General features: G+C 40.5%; 19 protein-coding genes and 2 pseudogenes. 9 read left to right on the forward strand and 12 right to left on the reverse strand.

Annotated features, from left to right (window positions below; all coding sequences use genetic code 11):
- Positions 1–36 precede the first annotated feature (36 nt).
- Positions 37–963, reverse strand: coding sequence for a LysR substrate-binding domain-containing protein (locus tag VEJY3_RS21030; protein WP_014234443.1), 927 nt, complete (start codon positions 961–963; stop codon positions 37–39).
- Between the two features lie 154 nt (positions 964–1,117).
- On the opposite strand from VEJY3_RS21030, the gene VEJY3_RS21035 reads away from it, so the two are divergent.
- A complete protein-coding gene (locus VEJY3_RS21035) occupies positions 1,118–1,921 on the forward strand; it encodes an alpha/beta fold hydrolase (protein ID WP_014234444.1) in 804 nt (267 codons plus the stop codon).
- Between the two features lie 378 nt (positions 1,922–2,299).
- Here the strand turns inward: VEJY3_RS21035 and VEJY3_RS21040 are convergent, their stop codons facing one another.
- Positions 2,300–2,926: a LysE/ArgO family amino acid transporter gene (locus VEJY3_RS21040; protein ID WP_014234445.1), complete on the reverse strand. Its 627-nt coding sequence runs from the start codon at positions 2,924–2,926 to the stop codon at positions 2,300–2,302.
- Positions 2,927–2,939: 13 nt separating this feature from the next.
- Positions 2,940–3,632, reverse strand: a complete 693-nt coding sequence (locus tag VEJY3_RS21045; RefSeq protein ID WP_014234446.1) for a B3/4 domain-containing protein — start codon at positions 3,630–3,632, stop codon at positions 2,940–2,942.
- Between the two features lie 45 nt (positions 3,633–3,677).
- Here VEJY3_RS21045 and VEJY3_RS21050 point away from each other — a divergent pair, with 45 nt between their 5' ends.
- Complete coding sequence (locus VEJY3_RS21050) at positions 3,678–4,280, forward strand: helix-turn-helix transcriptional regulator (RefSeq protein ID WP_014234447.1); 603 nt, start codon at positions 3,678–3,680, stop codon at positions 4,278–4,280.
- A 76-nt stretch (positions 4,281–4,356) separates the two neighbouring features.
- On the opposite strand, the gene VEJY3_RS21055 is transcribed toward VEJY3_RS21050, so the two are convergent.
- Genes VEJY3_RS21055 through VEJY3_RS21065 form a run of 3 tightly spaced genes read right to left on the reverse strand, consistent with a single transcriptional unit; the run spans position 4,357 to position 8,004 of the window.
- Positions 4,357–5,538, reverse strand: a complete 1,182-nt coding sequence (locus tag VEJY3_RS21055; RefSeq protein WP_014234448.1) for a M20 aminoacylase family protein — start codon at positions 5,536–5,538, stop codon at positions 4,357–4,359.
- Between the two features lie 9 nt (positions 5,539–5,547).
- Positions 5,548–6,735 (reverse strand): diaminopropionate ammonia-lyase, encoded by a 1,188-nt coding sequence (locus VEJY3_RS21060; RefSeq protein WP_014234449.1) that lies wholly within the window; start codon positions 6,733–6,735, stop codon positions 5,548–5,550.
- Between the two features lie 21 nt (positions 6,736–6,756).
- Complete coding sequence (locus tag VEJY3_RS21065) at positions 6,757–8,004, reverse strand: Zn-dependent hydrolase (RefSeq protein WP_014234450.1); 1,248 nt, start codon at positions 8,002–8,004, stop codon at positions 6,757–6,759.
- Between the two features lie 138 nt (positions 8,005–8,142).
- Between VEJY3_RS21065 and VEJY3_RS21070 the strand changes: the two genes are divergently transcribed.
- From VEJY3_RS21070 to VEJY3_RS21085, 6 genes and pseudogenes are all read left to right on the forward strand, one after another.
- Positions 8,143–8,604 (forward strand): Lrp/AsnC family transcriptional regulator, encoded by a 462-nt coding sequence (locus VEJY3_RS21070; protein ID WP_014234451.1) that lies wholly within the window; start codon positions 8,143–8,145, stop codon positions 8,602–8,604.
- 162 nt (positions 8,605–8,766) lie between these two features.
- Positions 8,767–8,934 (forward strand): hypothetical protein, encoded by a 168-nt coding sequence (locus VEJY3_RS25750; RefSeq protein ID WP_158308264.1) that lies wholly within the window; start codon positions 8,767–8,769, stop codon positions 8,932–8,934.
- Positions 8,935–8,973: 39 nt separating this feature from the next.
- Positions 8,974–9,175 (forward strand): annotated as a pseudogene (locus VEJY3_RS25090) (DUF4113 domain-containing protein); the annotation flags it as partial.
- Between the two features lie 95 nt (positions 9,176–9,270).
- A pseudogene (locus tag VEJY3_RS21075) lies at positions 9,271–9,549 on the forward strand (IS30 family transposase); the annotation flags it as partial.
- 468 nt (positions 9,550–10,017) lie between these two features.
- Positions 10,018–10,593, forward strand: coding sequence for a DUF2913 family protein (locus VEJY3_RS21080; protein WP_014234453.1), 576 nt, complete (start codon positions 10,018–10,020; stop codon positions 10,591–10,593).
- A 295-nt stretch (positions 10,594–10,888) separates the two neighbouring features.
- The gene (locus tag VEJY3_RS21085; protein ID WP_014234454.1) at positions 10,889–11,164 is read left to right on the forward strand and encodes a hypothetical protein; all 276 of its coding nucleotides are present in this window, start codon (positions 10,889–10,891) and stop codon (positions 11,162–11,164) included.
- A 207-nt stretch (positions 11,165–11,371) separates the two neighbouring features.
- Here VEJY3_RS21085 and VEJY3_RS21090 read toward each other — a convergent pair whose 3' ends face one another.
- The 6 genes from VEJY3_RS21090 to VEJY3_RS21115 form a co-directional block, all read right to left on the reverse strand.
- Entirely contained in the window at positions 11,372–11,818 is a 447-nt protein-coding gene (locus tag VEJY3_RS21090) for a hypothetical protein (RefSeq protein WP_014234455.1), read from the reverse strand.
- A 107-nt stretch (positions 11,819–11,925) separates the two neighbouring features.
- A complete protein-coding gene (gene narI, locus VEJY3_RS21095) occupies positions 11,926–12,603 on the reverse strand; it encodes a respiratory nitrate reductase subunit gamma (RefSeq protein WP_014234456.1) in 678 nt (225 codons plus the stop codon).
- Positions 12,600–13,322: a nitrate reductase molybdenum cofactor assembly chaperone gene (gene narJ, locus VEJY3_RS21100; RefSeq protein WP_014234457.1), complete on the reverse strand. Its 723-nt coding sequence runs from the start codon at positions 13,320–13,322 to the stop codon at positions 12,600–12,602. The genes narI and narJ overlap by 4 nt, the downstream gene beginning before the upstream one ends.
- Positions 13,322–14,860, reverse strand: coding sequence for a nitrate reductase subunit beta (gene narH, locus VEJY3_RS21105; protein WP_014234458.1), 1,539 nt, complete (start codon positions 14,858–14,860; stop codon positions 13,322–13,324). The genes narJ and narH overlap by 1 nt, the downstream gene beginning before the upstream one ends.
- A gap of 2 nt (positions 14,861–14,862) precedes the next feature.
- On the reverse strand, positions 14,863–18,627 hold the full coding sequence (locus tag VEJY3_RS21110) for a nitrate reductase subunit alpha (RefSeq protein WP_014234459.1): 3,765 nt from the start codon (positions 18,625–18,627) through the stop codon (positions 14,863–14,865).
- Between the two features lie 103 nt (positions 18,628–18,730).
- Entirely contained in the window at positions 18,731–20,131 is a 1,401-nt protein-coding gene (locus tag VEJY3_RS21115) for a NarK family nitrate/nitrite MFS transporter (protein WP_308507401.1), read from the reverse strand.
- 289 nt (positions 20,132–20,420) lie between these two features.
- Here VEJY3_RS21115 and VEJY3_RS21120 point away from each other — a divergent pair, with 289 nt between their 5' ends.
- Positions 20,421–22,172, forward strand: a complete 1,752-nt coding sequence (locus VEJY3_RS21120; RefSeq protein WP_014234461.1) for a histidine kinase — start codon at positions 20,421–20,423, stop codon at positions 22,170–22,172.
- Position 22,173 lies beyond the last annotated feature (1 nt).

The following is a 22,173-nucleotide window of genomic DNA, read 5'->3' on the forward strand; positions in this document are numbered from 1 at the left end:
TCAGTCGTTCTTGAATGGGTGAAAAATACTATTTAACTAATAGTTTGATACGTTTTTCTTATCAGTGACATGTTCTTCCAACCACTTAACACCGTATTCGACTAAAGGATGCCCTCGCTTAGGATCCCATACTAACGCGGCGGTCACGATGGATATCAGCTCTTCAAGCGGGACAAGCTTTACATTACTGGGGATCATGCTGACCATGCTCATAGGTACTAAAGCAACCCCCTGGCCACAACTCACATAGGCAATCTGAGCAGTAACCGAACGAACTTCGTAGAGTATGCGTGGGTTAAACCCATGGTTTCTACAGGCTGAAGTTAATAGATCGAAATACGTTGGATTGACCCGCCTGGAAGACATAACAAATGCTTCCTCTTTCAGATCTCTCAACGAGATACACATCGCTTCCCCCATTGGATGATTCAGTGGTAACGCAACGCCGAGTTTATCTTCTGTTAAAGGAAACGTGCTTAACCCCATACCGACCTCACCTTCCACCCGAACAAACGCCAGATCCAATTCACCAGAAGATAACGATGTGATGGCTTCAGCGCTGTCAATTTCATCCACAAAAACCGTGACATTTGGGTAACGTTGTTTGAAATGTTCTAGAAAGACTGGCACAACTTCAAACATAGCAGACGTGATGGCACCAATATGAATGACACCAGATTGTCCATGCGCCACCTCTCGAACGATCTTTTCCAGAGATGACATTTGAACAACAAACTTTTGCACATGAGGAAGAATAGCTTTTCCCGACGCGCTCAGTTTAGTACCGCGTCGAGAGCGTTCAAACAAAGTGAGCTTCAACGACTGCTCAAGTATTTTGATTTGCTCCGTTAAAGGAGGCTGAGACATTCCCAGTCGCTTTGCCGCACGACCAAAGTTCTCTTCTTCGGCAACCGCCAGAAAAAGATAAAGCTGTTTTATCAACCTGTAATCGATTTTACTCATCAATAGTCCCTAACGACGCAATAATGAAGTACGTTAAAATGCCCAATGCTATACTGCTAATTCTATTTTCGTATCACAGAGATACTAACATTAGAATTTAACTATCAATCAAAAGCTGTACATTGGCAACATCAACAACAGATGTGAGTATTGTATGGAACTATTTTCAAGCCAACGTTTCCCTTTATTAATCGAAGGTATACACCTTAGCGTTTCCGCGATAACCAGATCGGGCGAAAAAGCTCCGATTGTCTTTCTCCATGGATTTGGTTCCACCAAAGAAGATTACGCCGACATCGTTCACTATGCAGAGTTTAACGGTCATCCTATTCTTGCCTACGACGCACCGGGATGCGGCGAAACACAATGCAGCGACCCCACATCCGTTACGATCCCTTTTCTGCTGAAAACAGCCATTGCGATACTGGATCAAGTTGGGTTCAAACAGTTTCACCTTGTGGGACATTCCATGGGAGGATTAACCGCGTTAATACTGGCACATCAGTACCCAGACCGTGTTCTCAGCTTCACCGATATTGAAGGGAACATAGCACCAGAAGATTGTTTTCTGAGCCGCCAAATTATCAATTATCCATCGGATAACGCAGCAGATTTTTTTGATGAATTTATTATGCGAACTCGCCATGCACCACACTACGCAAGTGCCTTGTATTCCGCTAGTTTGCGTCACAAAGTACGAGCAGATGCGGTTAAACCTATCTTTACGTCTATGGTGAAACTGTCAGATGATGGTGATCTGATGGATAAGTTTCTTAACTTACCTTGTCCTAAGATGTTCATGTATGGGGAGCAGAATCAACATCTGTCCTACTTATCTCATATTGAGAGCCAAGGCGTAAAACTGGCAGAAATACCGCACTGCGGACATTTTCCTATGTACTCAAACCCTGTCAGTATGTGGAACCATATTGCGCAAAACATTATACGTTCATCTTAACGTATTCTTTTGGTGTCACTCCCATGATTCGTTTCAACATAGCGATAAACGCAGACGAACTTGAATAACCAAGTTCAAGCTCTAGCTGGGTGTTAAGAAGAATTCACCGCTTGCAACAAGCTAAAGAATGCAACTGAATTGATTGATTTTGGCATACTAAAGAGTATGCCTTTAGTTTTAAGTATACAGAACCAACGCAGAAAGACGGATATCTGAAGACTGACCTTTTAAAAACAGAAAAGATACAAGGTCAGTCATTCTCCCTCATACTGACGTCTCATCGGACAGCAAAAAGAGCGAGATTTATTGTCTCTAATTCACGAAAAGACATTTATTGGCAAAACAAAGTAGATATCTGTCTCTTTCCAACAGATGAGCCTATAGATATAGAACTATCATTGGGTGAGCCAAACTTATAGCAATGCCAAACATAATACATGCGATCACGGAGTCTAAAATGATCCAGGTCTTCTGTTTACTAAACACTGGTATCAGTTTCTTTGCTAGAAAAACCAGACCATAAAACCACGCAGCCGAAGCCGCTAATGCTCCAACCAAAAACCACAATTTTTCACTAGATGGCATCGATGCCGTTACGCCGCCAAGTATCACAACGGTATCTAGATAGACATGTGGGTTTAAAAATGTCATTGCCATCGCCATAAGCACAACTTGGATCCAGCTATGATTTATCGAAGAATCTTCCAGTTCTAAATGACTCGCTCCCGCCCAAGCGGATTTTGCCGACTGATACCCATACCAAAGTAAAAATAAGACACCGAACAATGTCAGAGCATCTTTCCATAGCGGTTCACTATAGAGAAGTGTTCCCACACCTAAAACACCAGTACTAATGAGCAATATATCGCCAATGAAACAAACGGTTGCCACAGAGAGAGCGTATTGTTTCTTTAACCCGCACTTCAAAAGAAAAGCATTCTGGCTACCTATAGCGACAATCAGGCTACCAGAGACCACTGCACCAGTGAGTATTGTATTAACCACGTATGACTCCAACCTATTCTTCTGCAAACACGGTACTTTGTTCTATCAGGGCATCAGGCATTAGTATCTGTAGATGCTTAACCATATCCAGCCCAGCTTGATGTAAGCTTTCTAAAGGCATTTCAGGTAAACTTTCCAGAATAAACCACATGTTCCGAGTGTCAGACTCAATACGAGTTCTGATCCCTTGTCGCCAATTCCAACGGCGACAAGTTACACCTATCTCATCTCGCCATATCACTTCTCCAGCGTCTGGACTTTCGATTGCAGGCGTACCATCCTTCATTGTGTCAAATGCCTCTGTCCCATCTGCAATAGTCAGTGTTGGTGTACCTTGGTAAGCGTCTATATTTTCACCACCAACAGGGATGGCATATCGAATACTGATGGCATTATAAATATCGACAATAGGGTCAATGCTCTGCATTACCCCATCTTTTAAGACTCGTTTTCGCAAAGCCGCAGCTGAGCAAGGGGTTCGATTAGGCTTAGAGCCAAATTGTCGAAAAATGTCTCCCCACGCATTAATGTGCGATTCTGCCCATGAATAGTCATTCTCAATGACAAAGACACATGCTTCTTGCAGAACCTGTTTTGCGTACTCTGGGTTCTGAATTTCAGCTCCTTTGACTGATATACTCAGTGCTCTAAATTTTGGTGCAATATGAGAAATTCGAGCATCAATTGACGGCACTATAACAACCATTAGATAATTCCTTTAGTGATTCATTTTCATGCAAGATACATTACAATGACCAAATTAGTCAATATAACGACCGATAGTGGTGCTGATGCCGCATTCGTCAATCAAGCTGTAGCAACACGAATCAAGGAACATAGAAAACGTCTCAAGCTGTCACTGGATGCTTTATCAAAAAGAGCGGGTATCAGTAAGGGCATGTTAGTTGAGGTAGAGAAAGGTGCTGCAAATCCTAGCATTTCGACGTTGTGTAAACTGTCTGCTGCCCTTGGGATTTCTGTTGCGGATATCGTTAATGTCGCAAGTAACCCAACAATTAATGTCATTTCCAAAGAGGATATTCCAACGCTTTGGACTGGGGAACGAGGAGGTAGTGCCAAACTTCTCGCTGGAACAAGCGGTCCAGACATGATTGAGTTGTGGCGCTGGAATATGAAGCCATCAGAAATTTTTAAATCTTCAGGTCACCCTCAAGGTACATTTGAACTTTTTCATGTCGAATCAGGAACACTTACTTTGAACATTGATGAGCAAACGATAGAACTGCTTGAAGGTCAGTCCGCTATTGCTAAAACAGACGTTCCTCACGCCTACTCAAATCAAGCTGATTCTGATTTAGTTTTCACGATGAGTGTTGCTGAGTTACATCGATAAACTGAATGATAATTGAAGTAAAGCAAAGATATTTGGGCGCATCATCGAGAAAGGATGATGCGCCAAATTTTACGAGTTAGCTTGATCGATTTAATTTATGCAATGCATTCTTAGCCACTGTAGCAAAGTAGTTTGCTCCGGTAACAAGTAACTCGTCATTGAAATCATAATGAGCGCTGTGTAGAGGTGTACCGCCCTGACCTATTTGATGACCATTACCAAAAAAGACAAAGTTGCCTGGTATTTTTTGTAGAAATGCGCCAAAGTCTTCTGAAATCATCATGGGTTGGATATTGTCTTCAACATTGTTTTTTCCCACCACTTGTACTGCCGTTTCTACCGCTAAGCTGACGTATTCCTCCGTGTTTACTGTAGGAGCAAATTCGTGAGTGTAAGTGACGGTGCCATTAGCGTTGTGCGCTTCACAAATCCCTTTAACAAGACATCTCATACGCTCCTCAAGTTGTGTTTGAATCGCTTTGGAATAACTACGAGTGTCGCCTTTAATTACCACATTTCCAGGAATGGCGTTACGTAATCCATCGGTTAAGATCTCTGTACAGGAAACAACTGCCGGTTGGCTTGGGTCTACGTTCCGAGACACGATAGTTTGCAGTGCTAAAATAATGTTTGCCGCTATCACCATCGGATCATTGCCCATGTGCGGCCGTGCAGCATGTGTACCACTGCCTTGAATGGTTATTTCAAAGTTATCCTCGCTAGCCATGATACCACCAGATCGAGTAGCGATAGTCCCTAATGGCATTCCTGGCATATTATGGCCACCAAAGATTGCGTCTACTGGGAAGCGCTTAAACACGCCATCAGCCATCATTGCCTTCGCACCGCGACCATGTTCTTCCGCTGGCTGAAATAAAAAACGCACCGTTCCATCAAAATCAGGATTATCGGTAAGTAATTTTGCTGCACCGAGTACCATAGCCATATGGCCGTCGTGACCGCACGCATGCATCTTTCCCTGATGTTGAGAAGCATAGTTGCGCTCATTCGATGCCTCACAAATGCTTAAGGCGTCCATATCAGCACGAATAGCAACGGCTTTGTGGCTAGTTCCCCGACTGATACTGGCAACTAATCCTGTGCCTCCTATACCTGTGGTTACCTCTAGCCCCATATCCGATAAAATTTGGGTAACAAATTCAGCAGTCTGATACTCTTCAAAACCGATCTCGGGATGCTGATGCAAATGGTGACGCCAGCTCATTAACTGATTTTTAAACGATTCAATAGATGACATTTCCATTCCTTATTGTTTAGCAATGATTTCTTCTGCCGTAATACCTGTTAATTCTTTGAATAGATCTGGCGCTGTGGCACCTTCGGTATTAACGATTAAAACTTTGGAGTTCGCGTTTAGACCCAACGCATTGAGCTGACTCTGCTCTGCCAACTTGCTTAGTAGTGCCAGACCTGCCACCCCAGATTCACCGCCAACAATTGGAGTGTCGTGATGTTTACCATGAGCAAGATGCACCATGCTGTCGATCGCATCCTGATCTTCAATCAAGACGAAATAATCCACACTCGGTTGTAGAATGTCCCAGGCGATTTGTGAAGTTTCACCACAGGCTAGTCCCGCCATTACGGAATCTACCGACCCTGTTGCCGATGACGGTTTACCCTGGATAGCACTCTGGTACAAACAGTCTGCCTGGCTTGGTTCGACCACAATAAATGTTGGACGCTCAGCTCCGTATTGTTCCCAGAAATAACTAAACACACCTGCCGCTAAACCTCCGACTCCACCCTGAAGAATTATATGGGTTGGTTTATGCTCTCGCGCTTCGAGTTGTTCAGCCATTTCCGCAGCCATCACACCATAACCTTGCATAACATCTCGAGGTATTTCCGTGTATCCTTCATAAGAAGTATCCGAAACGACAATCCAGCCATTTTCTTTCGCAATGCGGTCGGCTTCTTCTACCGACTCATCATAGTTTCCAGTGATACGAACCATGGTTGCGCCATACTCAGCAATGGCGCCTTCCCTTTCTTGGCTGACTTGTGCATGAATCACAATGGTGCAAGGACAACCACTCGATTGTGCCGCTGCTGCTAAAGCGCGTCCATGGTTACCGTCAGTAGCACTGACCACAACAAAGTCTGCAAGTTGCTCTCGGTATTCACCCAGTAGAATTTTTTCCGCGTCGAGTGAAGGGAAATGTTTAAGGATTAAATTTATTAATGCATTGGGGGCGCCCAACGCTTTAAAGCTTCCTAATTTGGAGCGTTTGGATTCATCTTTTATCCAAAGCGTTTCAATGCCTAAAGCATGGGCAGTTCCCGTCATCGACCAGAGTGGCGTAGCGTTGGCATTGAGTAAAGGCCAAGTAGAAAGCCATTGCTTACTTTTCTGAGCCGTTTCACTGTTTAGCACTCCAGCCAGTTCGACAGGATAAGTGGCATGTGTTGCATTTGGATTTTTAAATAACATAGTAACTTCTCTCAAAACGAATTATTGCTGGGTAGGACTCAGTAACGCTGCCACTGTAGCTAGTAGCACCTTTGCGCCTTGGATCAAATCTTCAGCTTCGGTAAACTCTTTAGGGTTGTGGCTAATGCCATCTTTACTTGGTACAAAAATCATCGCTGATGGCGCAATGCGGGCTATCATTTGTGCGTCGTGACCAGCGCCTGACGTCATTCGGCGATGCGGGATATTTAGTGCATTGGCAGCTTGCTCGATAGCATCAACCAGATTTTCGTCAAAGATAACAGGATCAAATCCAGCCAATACTTCCGTTTCTATCGTGACACCCTCCTTTTGACTCAGTACTTCTAGGTACTCGGTTAACGCCTGCTCTGAGGCGTACAAGGTCGAGTTATCCGGGTTGCGCAAATCGACTGTGAACTCGGCTGCTCTGGGGATGACATTAATTGCGTTCGGCTCAAATTTAATACTCCCCACCGTCGCTAAAGTGCCAGGCTTACTTCGAGTTACGTCACGTAAAAACGTCATAACAGATGCCGCGGCATAGCCCGCATCATGGCGCATGGACATCGGTGTAGTCCCAGCGTGGTTGGCTTTACCTTTAATATGAATTTTTTGCCAGGAAATTCCCTGAAGATTAGAAACAGCTCCAATCTTAATACCTTCTTTGTCTAGAACTGGGCCCTGTTCAATATGTAACTCAAGATACTGGCTCGGAACTAAAGTGCCTAATGGCATATCGCCATTGTAGCCAATACGTTGTAGTTCATCCCCCAAACGCGTGCCATCTGTACCGACACTATTTAGGACTTGTTCTGCGCTTAAGCCTCCTGCATGAGCAAGTGACCCCATCATATCTGGCTGATAGCGAACACCTTCCTCATTGGTGAATGCCGCGACGATAATTGGTCGAGAAGGGATTATTTTTTCATCGCGAAATGCCTTAGTCACTGCTAATCCAGCGATTACGCCATAGCAACCATCCAAAGCACCAGCATTGAACACACTGTCAATGTGAGAGCCAATCATTAAAGCCTTGTGTTTTGTGTTGCCTGATTGATCTGGCAGTATGCCAAAGATATTGCCAATTTCATCAATATGAACAACCAAATCCTGAGCCTTCATCCAAGAGACAACTTGGTCTCTACCTAACTTCTCTGCATCCGTTAAGGCAATACGTGAACGGCCTCCATTTAAGCGGTCTAAGCCAATGTTTCCTAAGGTCTCTATATGTTCAAGCAGTGTGTTTGCATCTAATGTAAGTGCTGTCATATAAGCAATCCTATATTGCAGGGCGAATAGTAACTTTTGATATGACTAGTATAGTGACGCGTAATTGTATAAATTCTCTAAATGAACCCTGCCAGCGCAAATTTATTGCGTTCTTGAACCATTTAATTGAAAAAAGTTATGATTGAAGTTGATGAATTTGATTTAAAGATACTGCGAGCCATCCAAAAGGATGCGCGGGTAGCCCAAAGTGAATTAGGTGAAGAGGTGAATTTATCTACCGCCGCCGTGAACCGACGCTTAAAGAAACTTAAGACTAACGGCGTAATCAAGCAATACACCGCATTACTCAATCAAGAGGCCTTAGGGTTTGGTTTGACCATCATTGCAAACATTGAAGTGGAATCAGAACAAATCCATGAACTGGATGCAACACGCCGCGATTTTGAAAATTGCCCTTTCGTGCAACAGTGTTACTACGTAACGGGGGAATGGGATTTTGTATTGATTTTTGCAGTGCAAAGTATGGATCAATATAACGAATTGACACGAGAGTTATTTTTCCAAAAGCCTAATGTCAAACGCTTCAAAACCCTGGTAGCTATGTCTAAAGCTAAGGCTGGATTTGAGTTACCTCTTTAAATAAGTACACAGAATGTTCAGGTATTCTCTCTTTCGAGGGTAATGTCCAAATAACTGTCGGCTAATGTCGCCAAGAACTCGGCTTTTATTCGTGATCTACTCCCGTCTGCAAATTAGTAATGTTCATCCGACCAAAGAGATGATAAATAAAAAAGCGATTCAATGACTAACGAATCATGCTATTTGGGGGAAGGTGTTGGGTTTCTCGCAGGAATAGAGGAGCTGGTATTTGAACGACGTCGATTTGGTAATCGTCGTATTGATCGCCTTTGGTGCAATAAGGTTTTGAAGTTAACCATAAGCAAGTTAATCGCTTGTACCGTGGATTAGATTTAATTATCGCAGTAAACCAAGACGTGGCGCACTTTACATGAGCAACCCAACCTTTTTAATCTGACGCCGAGTAATCCCAAAATTAATGAATGTTTATGACACGTTATATCAAAGGATTGGCAGTGACACTGTGTTTTTGAATGCGAAGGGGATATTGCAGAAGTGGACAATGCGGCGTCAGATGTTAACGCCGCAATATACGACCCGTAGGGTCGATTTATCGAAGATTAGGTGCTAGCTTTTGGTAGTATATGAAGCTTGGTTTGCTTCAATTGATAGTGGTTGTATCAAATCAAAGACTGGTTGACTTTAGCCTTATTGCTAGCACCGACAGATAACGGGAGAGAGTTTGCAGGTCATGAAACCATCGCAAAGGAGTTGGAGGCTGAGGTGTACTTTGCCCACCCTTATAGCTCTTGGGAGCGTGGAGCCAATGAGAATGCTAACGGTCTTTTAAGGCAATATGTGAAGAAAGGAACCGACCTAACAACGGTAACAGACAGCGATATTGAATTCGCTCTATTGCGGATAAATTATCGACCAAGAAAATGTTTAGACTTCAAGCAGCCAGCAATTGTATTTAAAGAAATGGCATTGGCTGCTTCATATTAGCGAGTGTCGCACTTCGCAGTTGAATTCGGGAGTATGAAAACCTTTTCGTCAACAATTTATTTCAATAAAAACAAAGACATATTCTTTACTTTTAAGGCTGTTTATATCTAATAAAAACAAAGAATCGGTTTTACCCCTTATCGGGGGTAAACGACAGACTACCCTCTATAAGGGGTAAAGATGGTTTGTTGACTATGAATCAAACATCGATTGATGCACTGCGAAAGCAGTGCTGAATGAAAACGCTTAGTACCACATTGGGCAAACATTTAGTATGGAACGGGCAGAATTGACTTAGTTAGTTCCATTACACTTACTACTAGACTGCTCCATACCACCCTTTAGTGGACATCCGCTCAGATAATCGGACACCCCCTTACAAAAATGACAATAATCCAATTGCTGTGTTCGTTTGCATTTCTTTTTGTATGTTAGAATAACAACACCAGTAAATAATCAACGCTTACAATGTCAGAACAGTCATATCACAAGCTTTTAAAATCTACTTTTGAAAATGCACTGCTTCATCTCTACTTTAAGGTCAGTGCGTCTCAAAGCTTTGTCAAAGAAGTACAGCGCAACAAAATCCTCATTGACTTCTTAAAACCAAAATTGAGAGAGCAACGCTATTCACTTATCAAAAAAAAGCTAAAAGCCATCTGCTTAATGAAAAACAAATTTGGGTCAATCGAAAAACATTTAAATGGGATTGTTCAGCAATATAGCTCAATCAAGAGCAAGAATGATGTAGACAAACTCTATGACTTGCTTGAGCAGTTCGAGAAGGCAGGGTTTGACACAAAGCTGATTGAAGAAACTCCAACGCAGAATCAAGATGTTGTTTATTTGGATAGAGCACACATTAACAATTGTTTCGATGAGATCGATAATCACCAAATCGCACCAATTTCTTTACTCATTCATACAGAACAGTTAGACAAGTTTACGCAATGTCTTGATGAACAAATCCATTTCAAATATGAGATCTTTCAAGTTAACGAATCATTGAAGAACTATCACTATCGCTTACATCCTCTTTCCTGATTGCTTGTATATGTAAAACATACTAACTCTGAAACTATCGAGCATTGTTAAAATCATCTATGGAATCTCACCGTATTCTTTTGTCGGGATAAGCGTTACATTTTTCAATGCCATAGCTTAAAAAGCGGGTGCCTCGCTCAATGATGAAAAGCAATAGAGGAATAAACCCTAACAATAGCAACGTTAGTCATTACTCGCTATACAATGCCATGGAGTTTATTGCAATTTTTAACTCTTTAGGATAACTGAAATTTGTATGTCTATTGTTGATAATACCTTCTCGGGAGGTAACCTTATGAGCAAAAAACCAGACAGAATAACAGCAATGCAGCAGATAATTGATGCTGTTAAAGATGAGTTCCCCCTATACAATGAGGATACATTTAAATGTGGCACAGACAATAGTTGTATCGGTTGTCCTAAAAAGTTAATGGAGCTTGTCGATTCAGAATTATCATATTGGCAGCACCAATTGAATCGAGGAATTTCACCTACATTTGACGAAATATATTCATTTGGAAAAATGTGTAAAAGTGTAAGACGTGCTCTTGTCCGAAACAAACGAATATAGCGTTATTGTTTATCATTTCTGAGATATTTAATTTTTTTAGGTATATATGAGTAACAAGCCTGTCTCTTCATATGGGTAGGCTGTTGCCATGCCTCACAAATTTCCTTGTCCGTAAGTTTTTCTCTGATAAAATGTCTACTTTTCCCACACGTTTCCATTCGAATACCCCCATAAAATATATTTTAAATTATGATTCTCCAATATAAATTAATAAATAATATTAATTTTATTTTTTCCATGCCTTTCTATATCATTAATAAAATTATCCATCCTATCAAAACAGTATACTCTCAACTTACTTCTGTAAGGAAACAGAACAATACTTATGATCTTTCTTTTAGACTTATAAATTTCAACTCTTGATAAATCGGTCCATGTAAATTTAGCAACCTTATCTCTAACTCGATAAATTATTCCATCCTTGTCTATAACAAGCACTGTGTTTTTTAAAAAATAAATATTTATTATAGCGATAACAATTGTAATTAAAAATATAATTATAGTAAATATTTTAATTAGATAAATTAATTCTACACTCATACCAATGTTAGCAAATTTTGAAGTTAAATAAATCGAAAAAGGCCAAAAAAATGTGATAAAAAATGGCTCTAATATTTTATGTAAAAGATATTTTCTTGAAACATGATAAATCATATATTTTCCTTTAAATTCAAACCCATAATAAACTTAACGTAAAAATACGTTGTAGAAAAAAGTGAGTACTAAACAAAGACATTCAGTACTCACTTCGCTCACTAGTATTATCTTCTACTTCTTACTATCTGGTAACGTCTTGAAACATATTCAAATGGAACGCTCCAAATATGAACCAATCTACAGAATGGAAAAATAAGAAATATCGTCATTCCTAATATCATATGAATGCGAAATATAAAACTCACGCCATCTAAGTTGCTTGCTGCACCAGATTGAAATGTCACGACATCTTGCGCCCAACCAACTAACTTCATCATTTCACTGCCATCCAAGTGTTGTGCAGAAAACGGAATCGTCAAGACACCTAGGCATGCTTGAATGACAAGCAGTGTAAGAATGAGGATGTCGGCAAAAGATGATGTTGCACGCACTCGAACATTAGTCAGACGTCGTCTCAGTAACATTGCTCCTCCTGCGATAGTCATAATGCCAAAAATACCACCAGCGATCATCGCAATTAATTGTTTGGCGGCTAATGACAGAAATGATTCATAGACCCAGTGAGGCGTTAACATGCCAAAGAAATGTCCGAGAAATATGCCTATGATACCAACATGAAATAACCCCGAAGCTAATCGCATATTGGTATTGTCTAGAATTTGGCTAGACCCTGCACGCCAGGTGTATTGGCCATAGTCATACCTTACCCAACTACCGATCAAGAATACGGAACCAGCGATGTAGGGATAGATATTAAAAAAGAAACCATTTAAAAAGCTCATTGCTGTACTCCATTAATATCACTAATGTTTAAATACTGCGGCGAAACATTATTTACAAATCGTCTTTTATGTTGATGTTGCAACGCAGAATTGCATCCTTCTTCACCTAAAAATCGGATTTGCTCTTCTTCCCAAACGGCATCTAAGGCTTCTGGTGTATAGTCCTCATCTTCATTAGATACTTGTTGATGCAAAGCTTCAGCGTCTACATTCTCTTCCGATAATTCCAACAATATTTTAAAAAGATCAAAATAGTAACTGTCTCTTTGTTTTAACCGTTCAGTAATAAGCGCTAAAATCGGAGCTATATTTTTTAGCCCTTCCTTGGCATGTTTTGCATTCAATTGAGACACATATTCTAGATATCTAGGCAGATAATCAGGAAGTTCACCACCGCTAAGATGCAACCCAACTTCTTCATATTGGCCCATCAAATCAATCATTGCTTGACCTCTATCTCTTGATTCTCCATGAACATGTTCAAATAAGAGAAGAGATAGTGACCGTCCTCGATCAAATAAATCAACATAATTAGATTGTGCATCCATTAGCTCCAAATCTAAAATTCTATTAATAAATTTAACAAGTATTTTCTTTTGATCTATATTTAATTCTTCGCAATGTTTTACGATACCAATCAATTCATGTGGAAAATCCCAAGTATCACAGTTCGGATAATCCAATAAGGCCGCAATTAATCTGAGAGATTTCAGTTCCATTACTTGTCTCCTACCGTCTTAGCTGTGATATCTATAGAGTTGATGCGCTGACTATTAAATAGATTGATTCGAATATCATCACCGCCATGACATCCGTTACCAAAACTGAATCCACAGCCTTTAGCTTCAGGAAAGGCTTCACGCGCCAGTTCTCGATGACTTGATGGAATAACGAATCGATCTTCATAATTTGCGATTGCCAGGTAGCGATACATTTCTTCAGCTTGTTGTGCCGTCAACCCAACTTGCTCTAATGCACTAAGGTCTGTTTGACCATCAACTGTTTCAGCACGTTTGAAGTGCCGCATTGCCAGCATTCTTTTTAATGCCCTTAGCACGGGAACGGTATCTCCCGCAGTCAGAAGATTTGCAAGGTATTGCACAGGGATTCTTAAACTCTCTATATCTGGAAGCACACCATTATTACCCACATATCCAGCATCTGCCGCAGACTGAATTGGTGACAAAGGTGGCACATACCAAACCATTGGCAAGGTGCGATATTCAGGATGCAAAGGCAGCGCAAGTTTCCAGTCAATCGCCATTTTATACACGGGTGACTTCTGCGCGGCCTCTAGTACATTTTCCGTAATACCTTGTTTAAGTGCTTCTTCAATAACTTCAGGATCATTCGGGTCTAAAAATATGTCTAGCTGGTTTTGGTAAAGATCCGTCGTATCTTTCGCGGACGCCGCCTGCTCAATCTTATCTGCATCATATAGAATCACACCTAAATAGCGAATGCGCCCTACACAGGTTTCTGAACACACCGTAGGCTGACCAGACTCAATTCTTGGGTAACAGAAGATACATTTTTCCGATTTGCCGCTCTTCCAGTTGAAGTAAATCTTTTTGTATGGACATCCTGTCAAACACATCCGCCATCCACGGCATTTGTCTTGGTCAATCAATACGATACCGTCTTCTTCCCGCTTATATATTGCACCACTTGGGCAAGTCGCCACACAAGCTGGATTTAAACAGTGCTCGCATAAACGAGGTAAATACATCATGAACGTATTTTCAAACTGACCATACATCTCCTTTTGCATGTCATTGAAATTCTGATCAGCAGAACGTTTAGAGAATTCTCCACCCAGAATTTCTTCCCAGTTTGGCCCTTTTTCCACTTTGTCCATCCGCTGGCCAGTGATCAGAGAACGAGGACGAGCAATCGGTTGATGTTTACTCTGTGGTGCATTTTGGAGATGCTCGTAATCAAAAGTGAACGGTTCATAGTAATCATCTATGGTCGGCATATCTGGGTTATTGAACAGCTTTGCCATAACGCCAATTTTATTGCCCATTTTTGGCTCGAGCTTTCCTTTAATATTTCGAATCCATCCTCCTTTCCACTTATCTTGGTTTTCCCAATCACTTGGATACCCTGTACCAGGTTTACTCTCGACATTATTAAACCACGCGTATTCCATACCTTCGCGACTAGTCCAAACATTTTTACAAGTGACTGAACAGGTATGACATCCGATGCATTTATCAAGGTTCAATACCATGCCGACTTGTGAACGAATTTTCATACTTATTTATCTCCCACTAAACCACTGTACATATTCGGTGCTTGTGTATAATCGTTGTTTTCGTCATCTAGCCATTTGACTTCTTTCATTCGACGAACAACAACAAATTCATCTCTGTTCGAACCGACTGTTCCATAGTAGTTAAAGCCATAAGCCTGATGCACATAGCCGCCAATCATATGAGTAGGTTTTGGACATACCCGAGTAACTGAGTTATGGATCCCACCTCGTTGTCCAGTAATCTCACCACCTGGCAAGTTAACAAGGCGCTCTTGTGCGTGGTACATCATGACCATTCCTTCAGGCACACGTTGACTGACCACAGCCCTTGCCGTTAATGAACCATTAGAGTTAAATGCTTCGATCCAATCGTTATCTTCAATACCAAGGTCTTTTGCGTCTATTTCACTCATCCACACAATTGGGCCACCACGTGATAGTGTCAACATAAGTAAGTTTTCACTGTACGTAGAGTGAATCCCCCATTTTTGGTGTGGCGTAATCCAGTTCAAGGCTTTCTCTTTGTTGCCATTTCCCTTCTTACCCATAATGTCGTGAACAGTACGAGTGTTAATAGGTGGACGATAAGCTATTAAACTCTCGCCAAAATCTCTCATCCATTGGTGATCTTGATATAACTGTTGACGCCCTGTTACTGTTCGCCATGGAATCAACTCATGTACATTGGTATAACCAGCGTTATAGGATACATGTTCATCTTCTAAGCCAGACCATGTTGGACTCGATATGATTTTTCTCGGCTGCGCTTGAATGTCTCGAAAGCGAATTTTTTCTTCTTCTTTATTGATGGCCAGGTGGCGGTGTTCTCGTCCTGTAAATTCACTTAATGCATCCCAAGCTTTTACTGCTACCTGCCCGTTCGTTTCTGGCGCTAGCGTTAAAATCACTTCTGCTGCATCAATAGCTGTTTCAATTTTGGCGAGTCCTTTTGCAGCTCCTTCATGATGGACATAATTGAGTTTTTTGAGCAATTCAACTTCACTATCGGTATTCCAGTTGATGCCTTTACCACCGTTACCTTGACTATTTAATAGTGGTCCTAGAGAGGTGAATCGTGCATAAGTATTTGGATAGTCACGTTCCACGGCCATAATATGTGGTGCAGTTTTACCAGGTATCAACTCACATTCACCACGTTTCCAATCTTTAACGTCAAATGCCTGAGCTATTTCCGCTGGAGAATCATGCTGTATAGGTAACGTAACAATATCGGTTTCTTTACCCAAATGGCCTTCACAAAGACTCGAAAATGCTTTGGTAATGCCTTTGTAGATTTCCCAGTCAGACTTTGCTTCCCATGCTGGATCAACCGCTGCCGATAGAGGATGAATAAAGGGATGCATATCCGACGTATTCATATCATCTTTTTCGTACCACGTTGCGGTTGGAAGAACGATATCCGAGAATAAACACGTGCTCGACATACGAAAATCTAGCGTCACAACGAGGTCAAGCTTGCCTTGTGTTGGTTGATCACTCCATTCCACTTCACTCGGTTTTGTTGCACTAAACTCGCCCAGATCTTTACCTTGAATACCATGCTCGGTTCCGAGTAAATATTTGAGCATGTATTCGTGACCTTTGCCCGACGAGCCAAGTAAGTTCGAACGCCATATAAACATATTTCGTGGATAGTGTTTTTCAGGTTGTTCTGATGCGAAACGAATCTCGCCTTCTTTCAACGCATTCACAACGTAATCCGTTGCTGACTGTCCTGAGCTTTGTGCCTCTTTGGCAATATTCAACGGGTTTACGTTAAGTTGTGGTGACGAAGGTAACCATCCCATTCGCTCTGCTTTAACGTTCATATCAATCAAGTGTTCGCTGTAGCGCGTTTTATCCGCTACTGGAGACAATAATTCATCGACTTTTAACTTCTCATATCGCCATTGACTTGAATGATTGTAGAAGAAAGATGTACCATTCATATGACGAGGAGGCTTCTGCCAATCTAATCCAAACGCTAGAGGTTGCCACCCTGTCTGAGGACGAAGTTTTTCTTGTCCGACATAATGCGCCCAACCACCGCCACTTTGTCCAACACAGCCACAGAAGATCAACATGTTGATCAAACCTCGATAGTTCATATCCATGTGGTACCAGTGGTTCAAGCCTGCACCGACAATAATCATCGAACGTCCGCGAGTTTTCTCTGCATTATCCGCAAACTCTGTTGCAATTCGAATGATCTCTTCGGCTGAGACTCCTGTGATTTTTTCAGCCCATACAGGAGAATAAGCTTTGAGTTCGGAATACTCTGCTGCACAACTCGGATCACTTAATCCACGTTCTACACCATAATTCGCAAGTGTCAGGTCATATACGGTTGTGACAAATGTTTCGGTTCCGTCTTCCAAAGTAATACGTTTGGCTGGCAGCTTACGATTAATGAGGTCTGAGAGTGGCACATGGGTAAAATGTTCGTGCTCTAAACCACCAAAATAAGGGAAGGCAACATCAACCGTGTCATCTGCATCTTGTATCCCTAATTGCAACTTCACATTATTCTGGCCATCTCCCGCTAGCTGCTCAAGATTCCACTTACCTTTTTCTCCCCAACGAAAACCAGCAGAGCCATTAGGTGCAACGAATTCCCCATCGACTTCGTTAATAGCGATGGTTTTCCATTCAGGATTGTTGGACTCTCCGAGGTTATTCACTAGCTCTGATGCGCGTAAAAACTGACCTGCACTGTAGCTACCGTCAGCTCTAGGCTCCAACTTCACCAACATCGGCATATCTGAGTATTGTCGCAAATAGTTTTGGAAATATTCAGACTGACGTTTAACATGAAATTCTTTAAGAATTACATGACCCATTGCGAGTGCTACTGCACTGTCCGTACCTTGTTTTGGGTTAAGCCAATGATCGCAGAGTTTTGCAACTTCAGCGTAATCAGGTGTAATTGCGACCGTTTTCGTCCCTTTATAACGAACCTCGGTAAAGAAGTGCGCATCAGGAGTGCGGGTTTGAGGGATGTTAGAACCCCAAGCAATAATGTATGAAGAATTGTACCAATCTGCTGATTCAGGAACGTCTGTTTGCTCCCCCCACGTCATCGGAGATGCTGGTGGTAAATCACAATACCAATCATAAAAACTCAAACAGGAACCACCAATAAGAGACAAGTATCTCGCACCAGCGGCGTAAGACACCATAGACATAGCTGGAATTGGGGAGAAACCCACCACGCGATCTGGTCCATGTTCTTTTATGGTGTATATATTAGAAGCGGCAATAATTTCGTTAACTTCAGCCCAAGAACTACGTACAAATCCGCCTCGTCCTCGAGCTGTTTTATAAGCAGTCGTCGATTCAGAGTTAGTGACGATAGATTCCCATGCATCGATAGGATCTGCAAAGCGGCGTTTTGCTTCACGCCAAAGTTTTAATAGCGGCTTACGTACCATTGGGTACTTGAGACGATTCGCACTATATAAGTACCAAGAGTAACTCGCCCCTCGCGGACATCCTCTCGGCTCATGATTAGGAAGATCTGGACGTGTTCTAGGATAATCTGTTTGTTGAGTTTCCCATGTCACCAACCCATTTTTAACATAAATTTTCCAACTACAAGATCCAGTGCAGTTTACGCCGTGAGTAGAGCGCACAATTTTATCATGCTGCCAACGCGTTCTGTATCCATCTTCCCAATCACGGTTTGTATTAAGTGTTTGTCCGTGATCACCAGAAAACGAATCTCCGACTTGTTTAAAGTATCGAAATCGATCCAAAAACTTGCTCATTCAGTGTTTCTCCTATATTCAGGGGAATATTTTTATTTATATTTAGCTATCGATTAAAAGATAACCTTGCTACTAAATTAGGTACTCAGACTAGTTAAATAATCTATTTTTTTGTTGCGTAACCATTCTCTATATTTCGTCCATAAACGAACCACGTAATGATTGAGCAAACGACATAGAAAAATAGGAATAGTATTAAAGCACTTGAGGCTGAGCCTGTAAGAGAGAGCGATAGACCAAATGCCTGTGGAATAAAGAAACCACCAAACGCGCCAATGGCAGATATAAATCCTAATGCTGCTGCTGTATCCGTTCCTGACTTACGCGTGATAGTCTCCTCATCCAATTCTGCCATTCTCGCTTGTTGCGAAACAATACGGCGGAATAAAACTGCTATCATTTGAAATGTTGATCCACTACCAATACCCGAGCAGGCAAATAATCCCATAAAAATGATAAGGAAGAGAACAAAACTACCTGATGTACTTTCCGATGGAATAGTAAAGAAGATAAGAACGGTTAATAACGCCATAAGTACGAAGTTTAAAAACGTTACTTTTATACCACCAAATTTATCTGACCATGCTCCACCAACAGGTCGCATAAGAGCACCAATGAGTGGACCTATAAACGCAAATTTCAAAACTTCAACTTCTGGAAATTGCGTTTGAGACAACATTGCAAAACCAGCAGAGAAACCGATAAAAGAACCAAACGCGGAAAGATATAATAAACTCATTAACCATAAGTGTCCTTGTTTAAGTACTTTGACCTGCTCTTTGAACGAGGCTTTTGCATTTTCTATATCGTTCATTCCAAACCAGGAAATAAGGCTAAAGAGTAAAATTAACGGCACCCAAATCCATGCGGCGTTTTGTAGATGTGGCCCTTCAGATTGCGAAGTAAACCATTGAACGGAAATAGCAATAGGAACCACCAACTGCATTACGCTGACACCGAGATTGCCAAGTCCACCATTTAAGCCAAGCGCACTCCCCTGCATTTCCTTTGGATAAAAGAAACTGATATTTGCCATACTTGAGGCAAAATTTGCACCACCTAGTCCACATAGCAGCGCAATCATGACGAATGTGGAGTATGAAGTGTGAGGATTACTGATGGCGATTCCTAGCCAAACCATTGGTACAACAAGCATCAATGTACTGAATGCAGTCCAACGTCTACCCCCAAATATTGAAATTGTGAAAGAATAAGGAATACGACCAATCGCACCTGATACTGAGGGCAATGCGGTTAACAAAAAAAGTTGCTCGGTACTAAATGAAAAGCCGACTTTAGGCAAATTTACTGCAACTGCACTAAAGATCATCCAAACACAAAAAGACAATAGTAGGCAGGGAATCGAAATCCATAAGTTTCGCTTTGCAATGTATTGCCCTTGAGATAACCAAAACTGTCTATCCTCAGGAAACCATTGTTTAATCGAATGCGCACTTACTCGACCAGACGACTCCATGTCCTTTGTATCTATATTTATTGACATGATTCACACCATTGTTATTGGAAAAACCAGTACATTTAGTGATAATCACGTAGTAAATTTGTTGATTTAGATCAAAGACATATTCCTAACAAAACCTTCCCGTTAAGTGATACTGCTCATTATAGTTACAGCCTAATTTTATAAGCTATTGATATGATTAAAAAAATAAAAAATTCCATAAACAGGCGGTTTAGGAAACTATTAGGTAGTAACCCAATGGTAGTATGTCTTGTATCATAAAAAAGCGGTATGTTATTGGATACGGAAAACTAGCTCATTAGATGAGATAATGAATTTTTTCAATATATCCATAACAAAAAAAATTTCATTCTTTATATTAATACTTTGTAGCATATCTTTATCTGGTATGTTTATTTCACTCATAACGGTAGACAATATTCAAGGTCGAACGCACATTGTTAATCAAATTGGCTCGATAAGAATGCTCATCTATAAATCTATTTTGTCTACAGATAAAAGTATTACGTCAGAAAATATAAGTAGAATTAATAAAAAGCTGAATAATCCAAACATAATAGAGTACATGATCAAAAGTGGTTTAAGCGATCAGCATGGAAATTTATTAGCTTTCTTTCAGGAAAATATAGAAAATCAGAACTATGAATCAATAAGATCAAACTCTGACGAGTTTGTGAAAATAATAGATAATCTGATCTATAAAGTAGAACGTAATACCGAGAACAATATTAAATCTCTAGAAAACATCCAAAAAGCATTTTCCATTATGATAATAATATTTGGAATATATTCTATTGGAAACTTATACTCAAGGCTATTTAAGCCATGGATGTCAATACTTGATATATCAAGATCGATTAAATCTGGAGACTTTAGTAAGAAGTTTATCGTACAGAAACATAAAGATGAAATGAATGAATTGGGCGATTCTATTAATTTAATGTCAGAAAGTATAAAAGAAACATATATAAATTTAGAAAATGTTGTATATCATAAGACAGAGGATTTGAATAGAAAAAATAAATACTTAGACTTTCTATATCGAGCATGTAAAAAGTTTAATAATGAACAGTATAGTTGCGATATGTTGGCACCATTAACTCAAGAGTTAATTGAATTAACTGGTATACATAAAGTTAAAATATTAATTAATGATTATCAAGAAAGTGATAATACTCAAATATTTGATTTTGGTTCAATAAGCAGACCTGATTTTTGCAAAAACCTCAGCTGCAACCTCTGTTTTGATAATGAAAAGACGTTCATAGAAAACCTATCAGAGATCACTATAAAACTAAAGGACTCTAATCATGACTATGGAAAAATCGTCATATCAAACAAAATAAAATCCTGTATAAATGTAGAAAATGAGCAATTAATAATTGCATTTTCAGAACTATTAACACAATCTCTTTCCGTTTTCTATAAGGTTCAGCAGGATCAGCAGTTATTAATATTAAAAGAAAGAAATACAATTGCACGAGAACTGCATGATTCAATCGCTCAGTCCCTGTCTTGTCTCAAGATTAAATTGAGTATTTTACAAATGGATTTATCTAACTTAGACGAAGATCAGATATCTATTATTGGTGAAATGCGAGAAGAAGTAAATGTTGCTTATTGTCAACTTAGAGAGCTTTTGACAACCTTTCGGTTGAGGTTAGATGGGCTAGGTTTTTTACCTGCGCTGGAAAACACTGTTAAGGAATATAACAAAAAAATTGGCACCAAAATAAATTTTAGTTATGAAATCCCAGCTAATAAAATATCCACTCATCATTCAATACATTTAATACAAATAATTCGTGAGCTTTTAAATAATATTTATAAGCATGCACAAGCTTCCGATGTAACGCTAGATTTATCAATGAAAGATAATGATATCTCCTTAGTTATTCTCGACGATGGTTGTGGATTCTCTACTTCACAAGAAAACTCTCGTTATGGTCTAAAAATTATTGGTGACAGAGCACAGTCTCTATCAGGAAAATGGGATATCATCTCCTCTCCTGGCAAAGGGACTGAATTCTACCTAACTTTTCCTATATATTCACGAGTATAAT

The organism is Vibrio sp. EJY3, from assembly GCF_000241385.1.
GTDB lineage: Bacteria > Pseudomonadota > Gammaproteobacteria > Enterobacterales > Vibrionaceae > Vibrio > Vibrio natriegens.

Excerpts from the sequence above, each read along its gene's own strand:
- VEJY3_RS21050 (WP_014234447.1), top strand. The coding sequence starts at position 3,678 with ATGACCAAATTAGTCAATATAACGACCGATAGTGGTGCTGATGCCGCA.
- VEJY3_RS21120 (WP_014234461.1), top strand. The coding sequence starts at position 20,421 with ATGAATTTTTTCAATATATCCATAACAAAAAAAATTTCATTCTTTATA.
- VEJY3_RS21035 (WP_014234444.1), top strand. The coding sequence starts at position 1,118 with ATGGAACTATTTTCAAGCCAACGTTTCCCTTTATTAATCGAAGGTATA.
- VEJY3_RS21065 (WP_014234450.1), bottom strand. The coding sequence starts at position 8,004 with ATGACAGCACTTACATTAGATGCAAACACACTGCTTGAACATATAGAG.
- VEJY3_RS21090 (WP_014234455.1), bottom strand. The coding sequence starts at position 11,818 with ATGATTTATCATGTTTCAAGAAAATATCTTTTACATAAAATATTAGAG.
- narH (WP_014234458.1), bottom strand. The coding sequence starts at position 14,860 with ATGAAAATTCGTTCACAAGTCGGCATGGTATTGAACCTTGATAAATGC.
- VEJY3_RS21030 (WP_014234443.1), bottom strand. The coding sequence starts at position 963 with ATGAGTAAAATCGATTACAGGTTGATAAAACAGCTTTATCTTTTTCTG.
- VEJY3_RS21060 (WP_014234449.1), bottom strand. The coding sequence starts at position 6,735 with ATGTTATTTAAAAATCCAAATGCAACACATGCCACTTATCCTGTCGAA.
- VEJY3_RS21085 (WP_014234454.1), top strand. The coding sequence starts at position 10,889 with ATGAGCAAAAAACCAGACAGAATAACAGCAATGCAGCAGATAATTGAT.
- narI (WP_014234456.1), bottom strand. The coding sequence starts at position 12,603 with ATGAGCTTTTTAAATGGTTTCTTTTTTAATATCTATCCCTACATCGCT.
- VEJY3_RS21080 (WP_014234453.1), top strand. The coding sequence starts at position 10,018 with ATGTCAGAACAGTCATATCACAAGCTTTTAAAATCTACTTTTGAAAAT.
- VEJY3_RS25750 (WP_158308264.1), top strand. The coding sequence starts at position 8,767 with ATGACTAACGAATCATGCTATTTGGGGGAAGGTGTTGGGTTTCTCGCA.
- VEJY3_RS21055 (WP_014234448.1), bottom strand. The coding sequence starts at position 5,538 with ATGTCATCTATTGAATCGTTTAAAAATCAGTTAATGAGCTGGCGTCAC.
- VEJY3_RS21045 (WP_014234446.1), bottom strand. The coding sequence starts at position 3,632 with ATGGTTGTTATAGTGCCGTCAATTGATGCTCGAATTTCTCATATTGCA.
- narJ (WP_014234457.1), bottom strand. The coding sequence starts at position 13,322 with ATGGAACTGAAATCTCTCAGATTAATTGCGGCCTTATTGGATTATCCG.
- VEJY3_RS21070 (WP_014234451.1), top strand. The coding sequence starts at position 8,143 with ATGATTGAAGTTGATGAATTTGATTTAAAGATACTGCGAGCCATCCAA.
- VEJY3_RS21110 (WP_014234459.1), bottom strand. The coding sequence starts at position 18,627 with ATGAGCAAGTTTTTGGATCGATTTCGATACTTTAAACAAGTCGGAGAT.
- VEJY3_RS21115 (WP_308507401.1), bottom strand. The coding sequence starts at position 20,131 with ATGTCAATAAATATAGATACAAAGGACATGGAGTCGTCTGGTCGAGTA.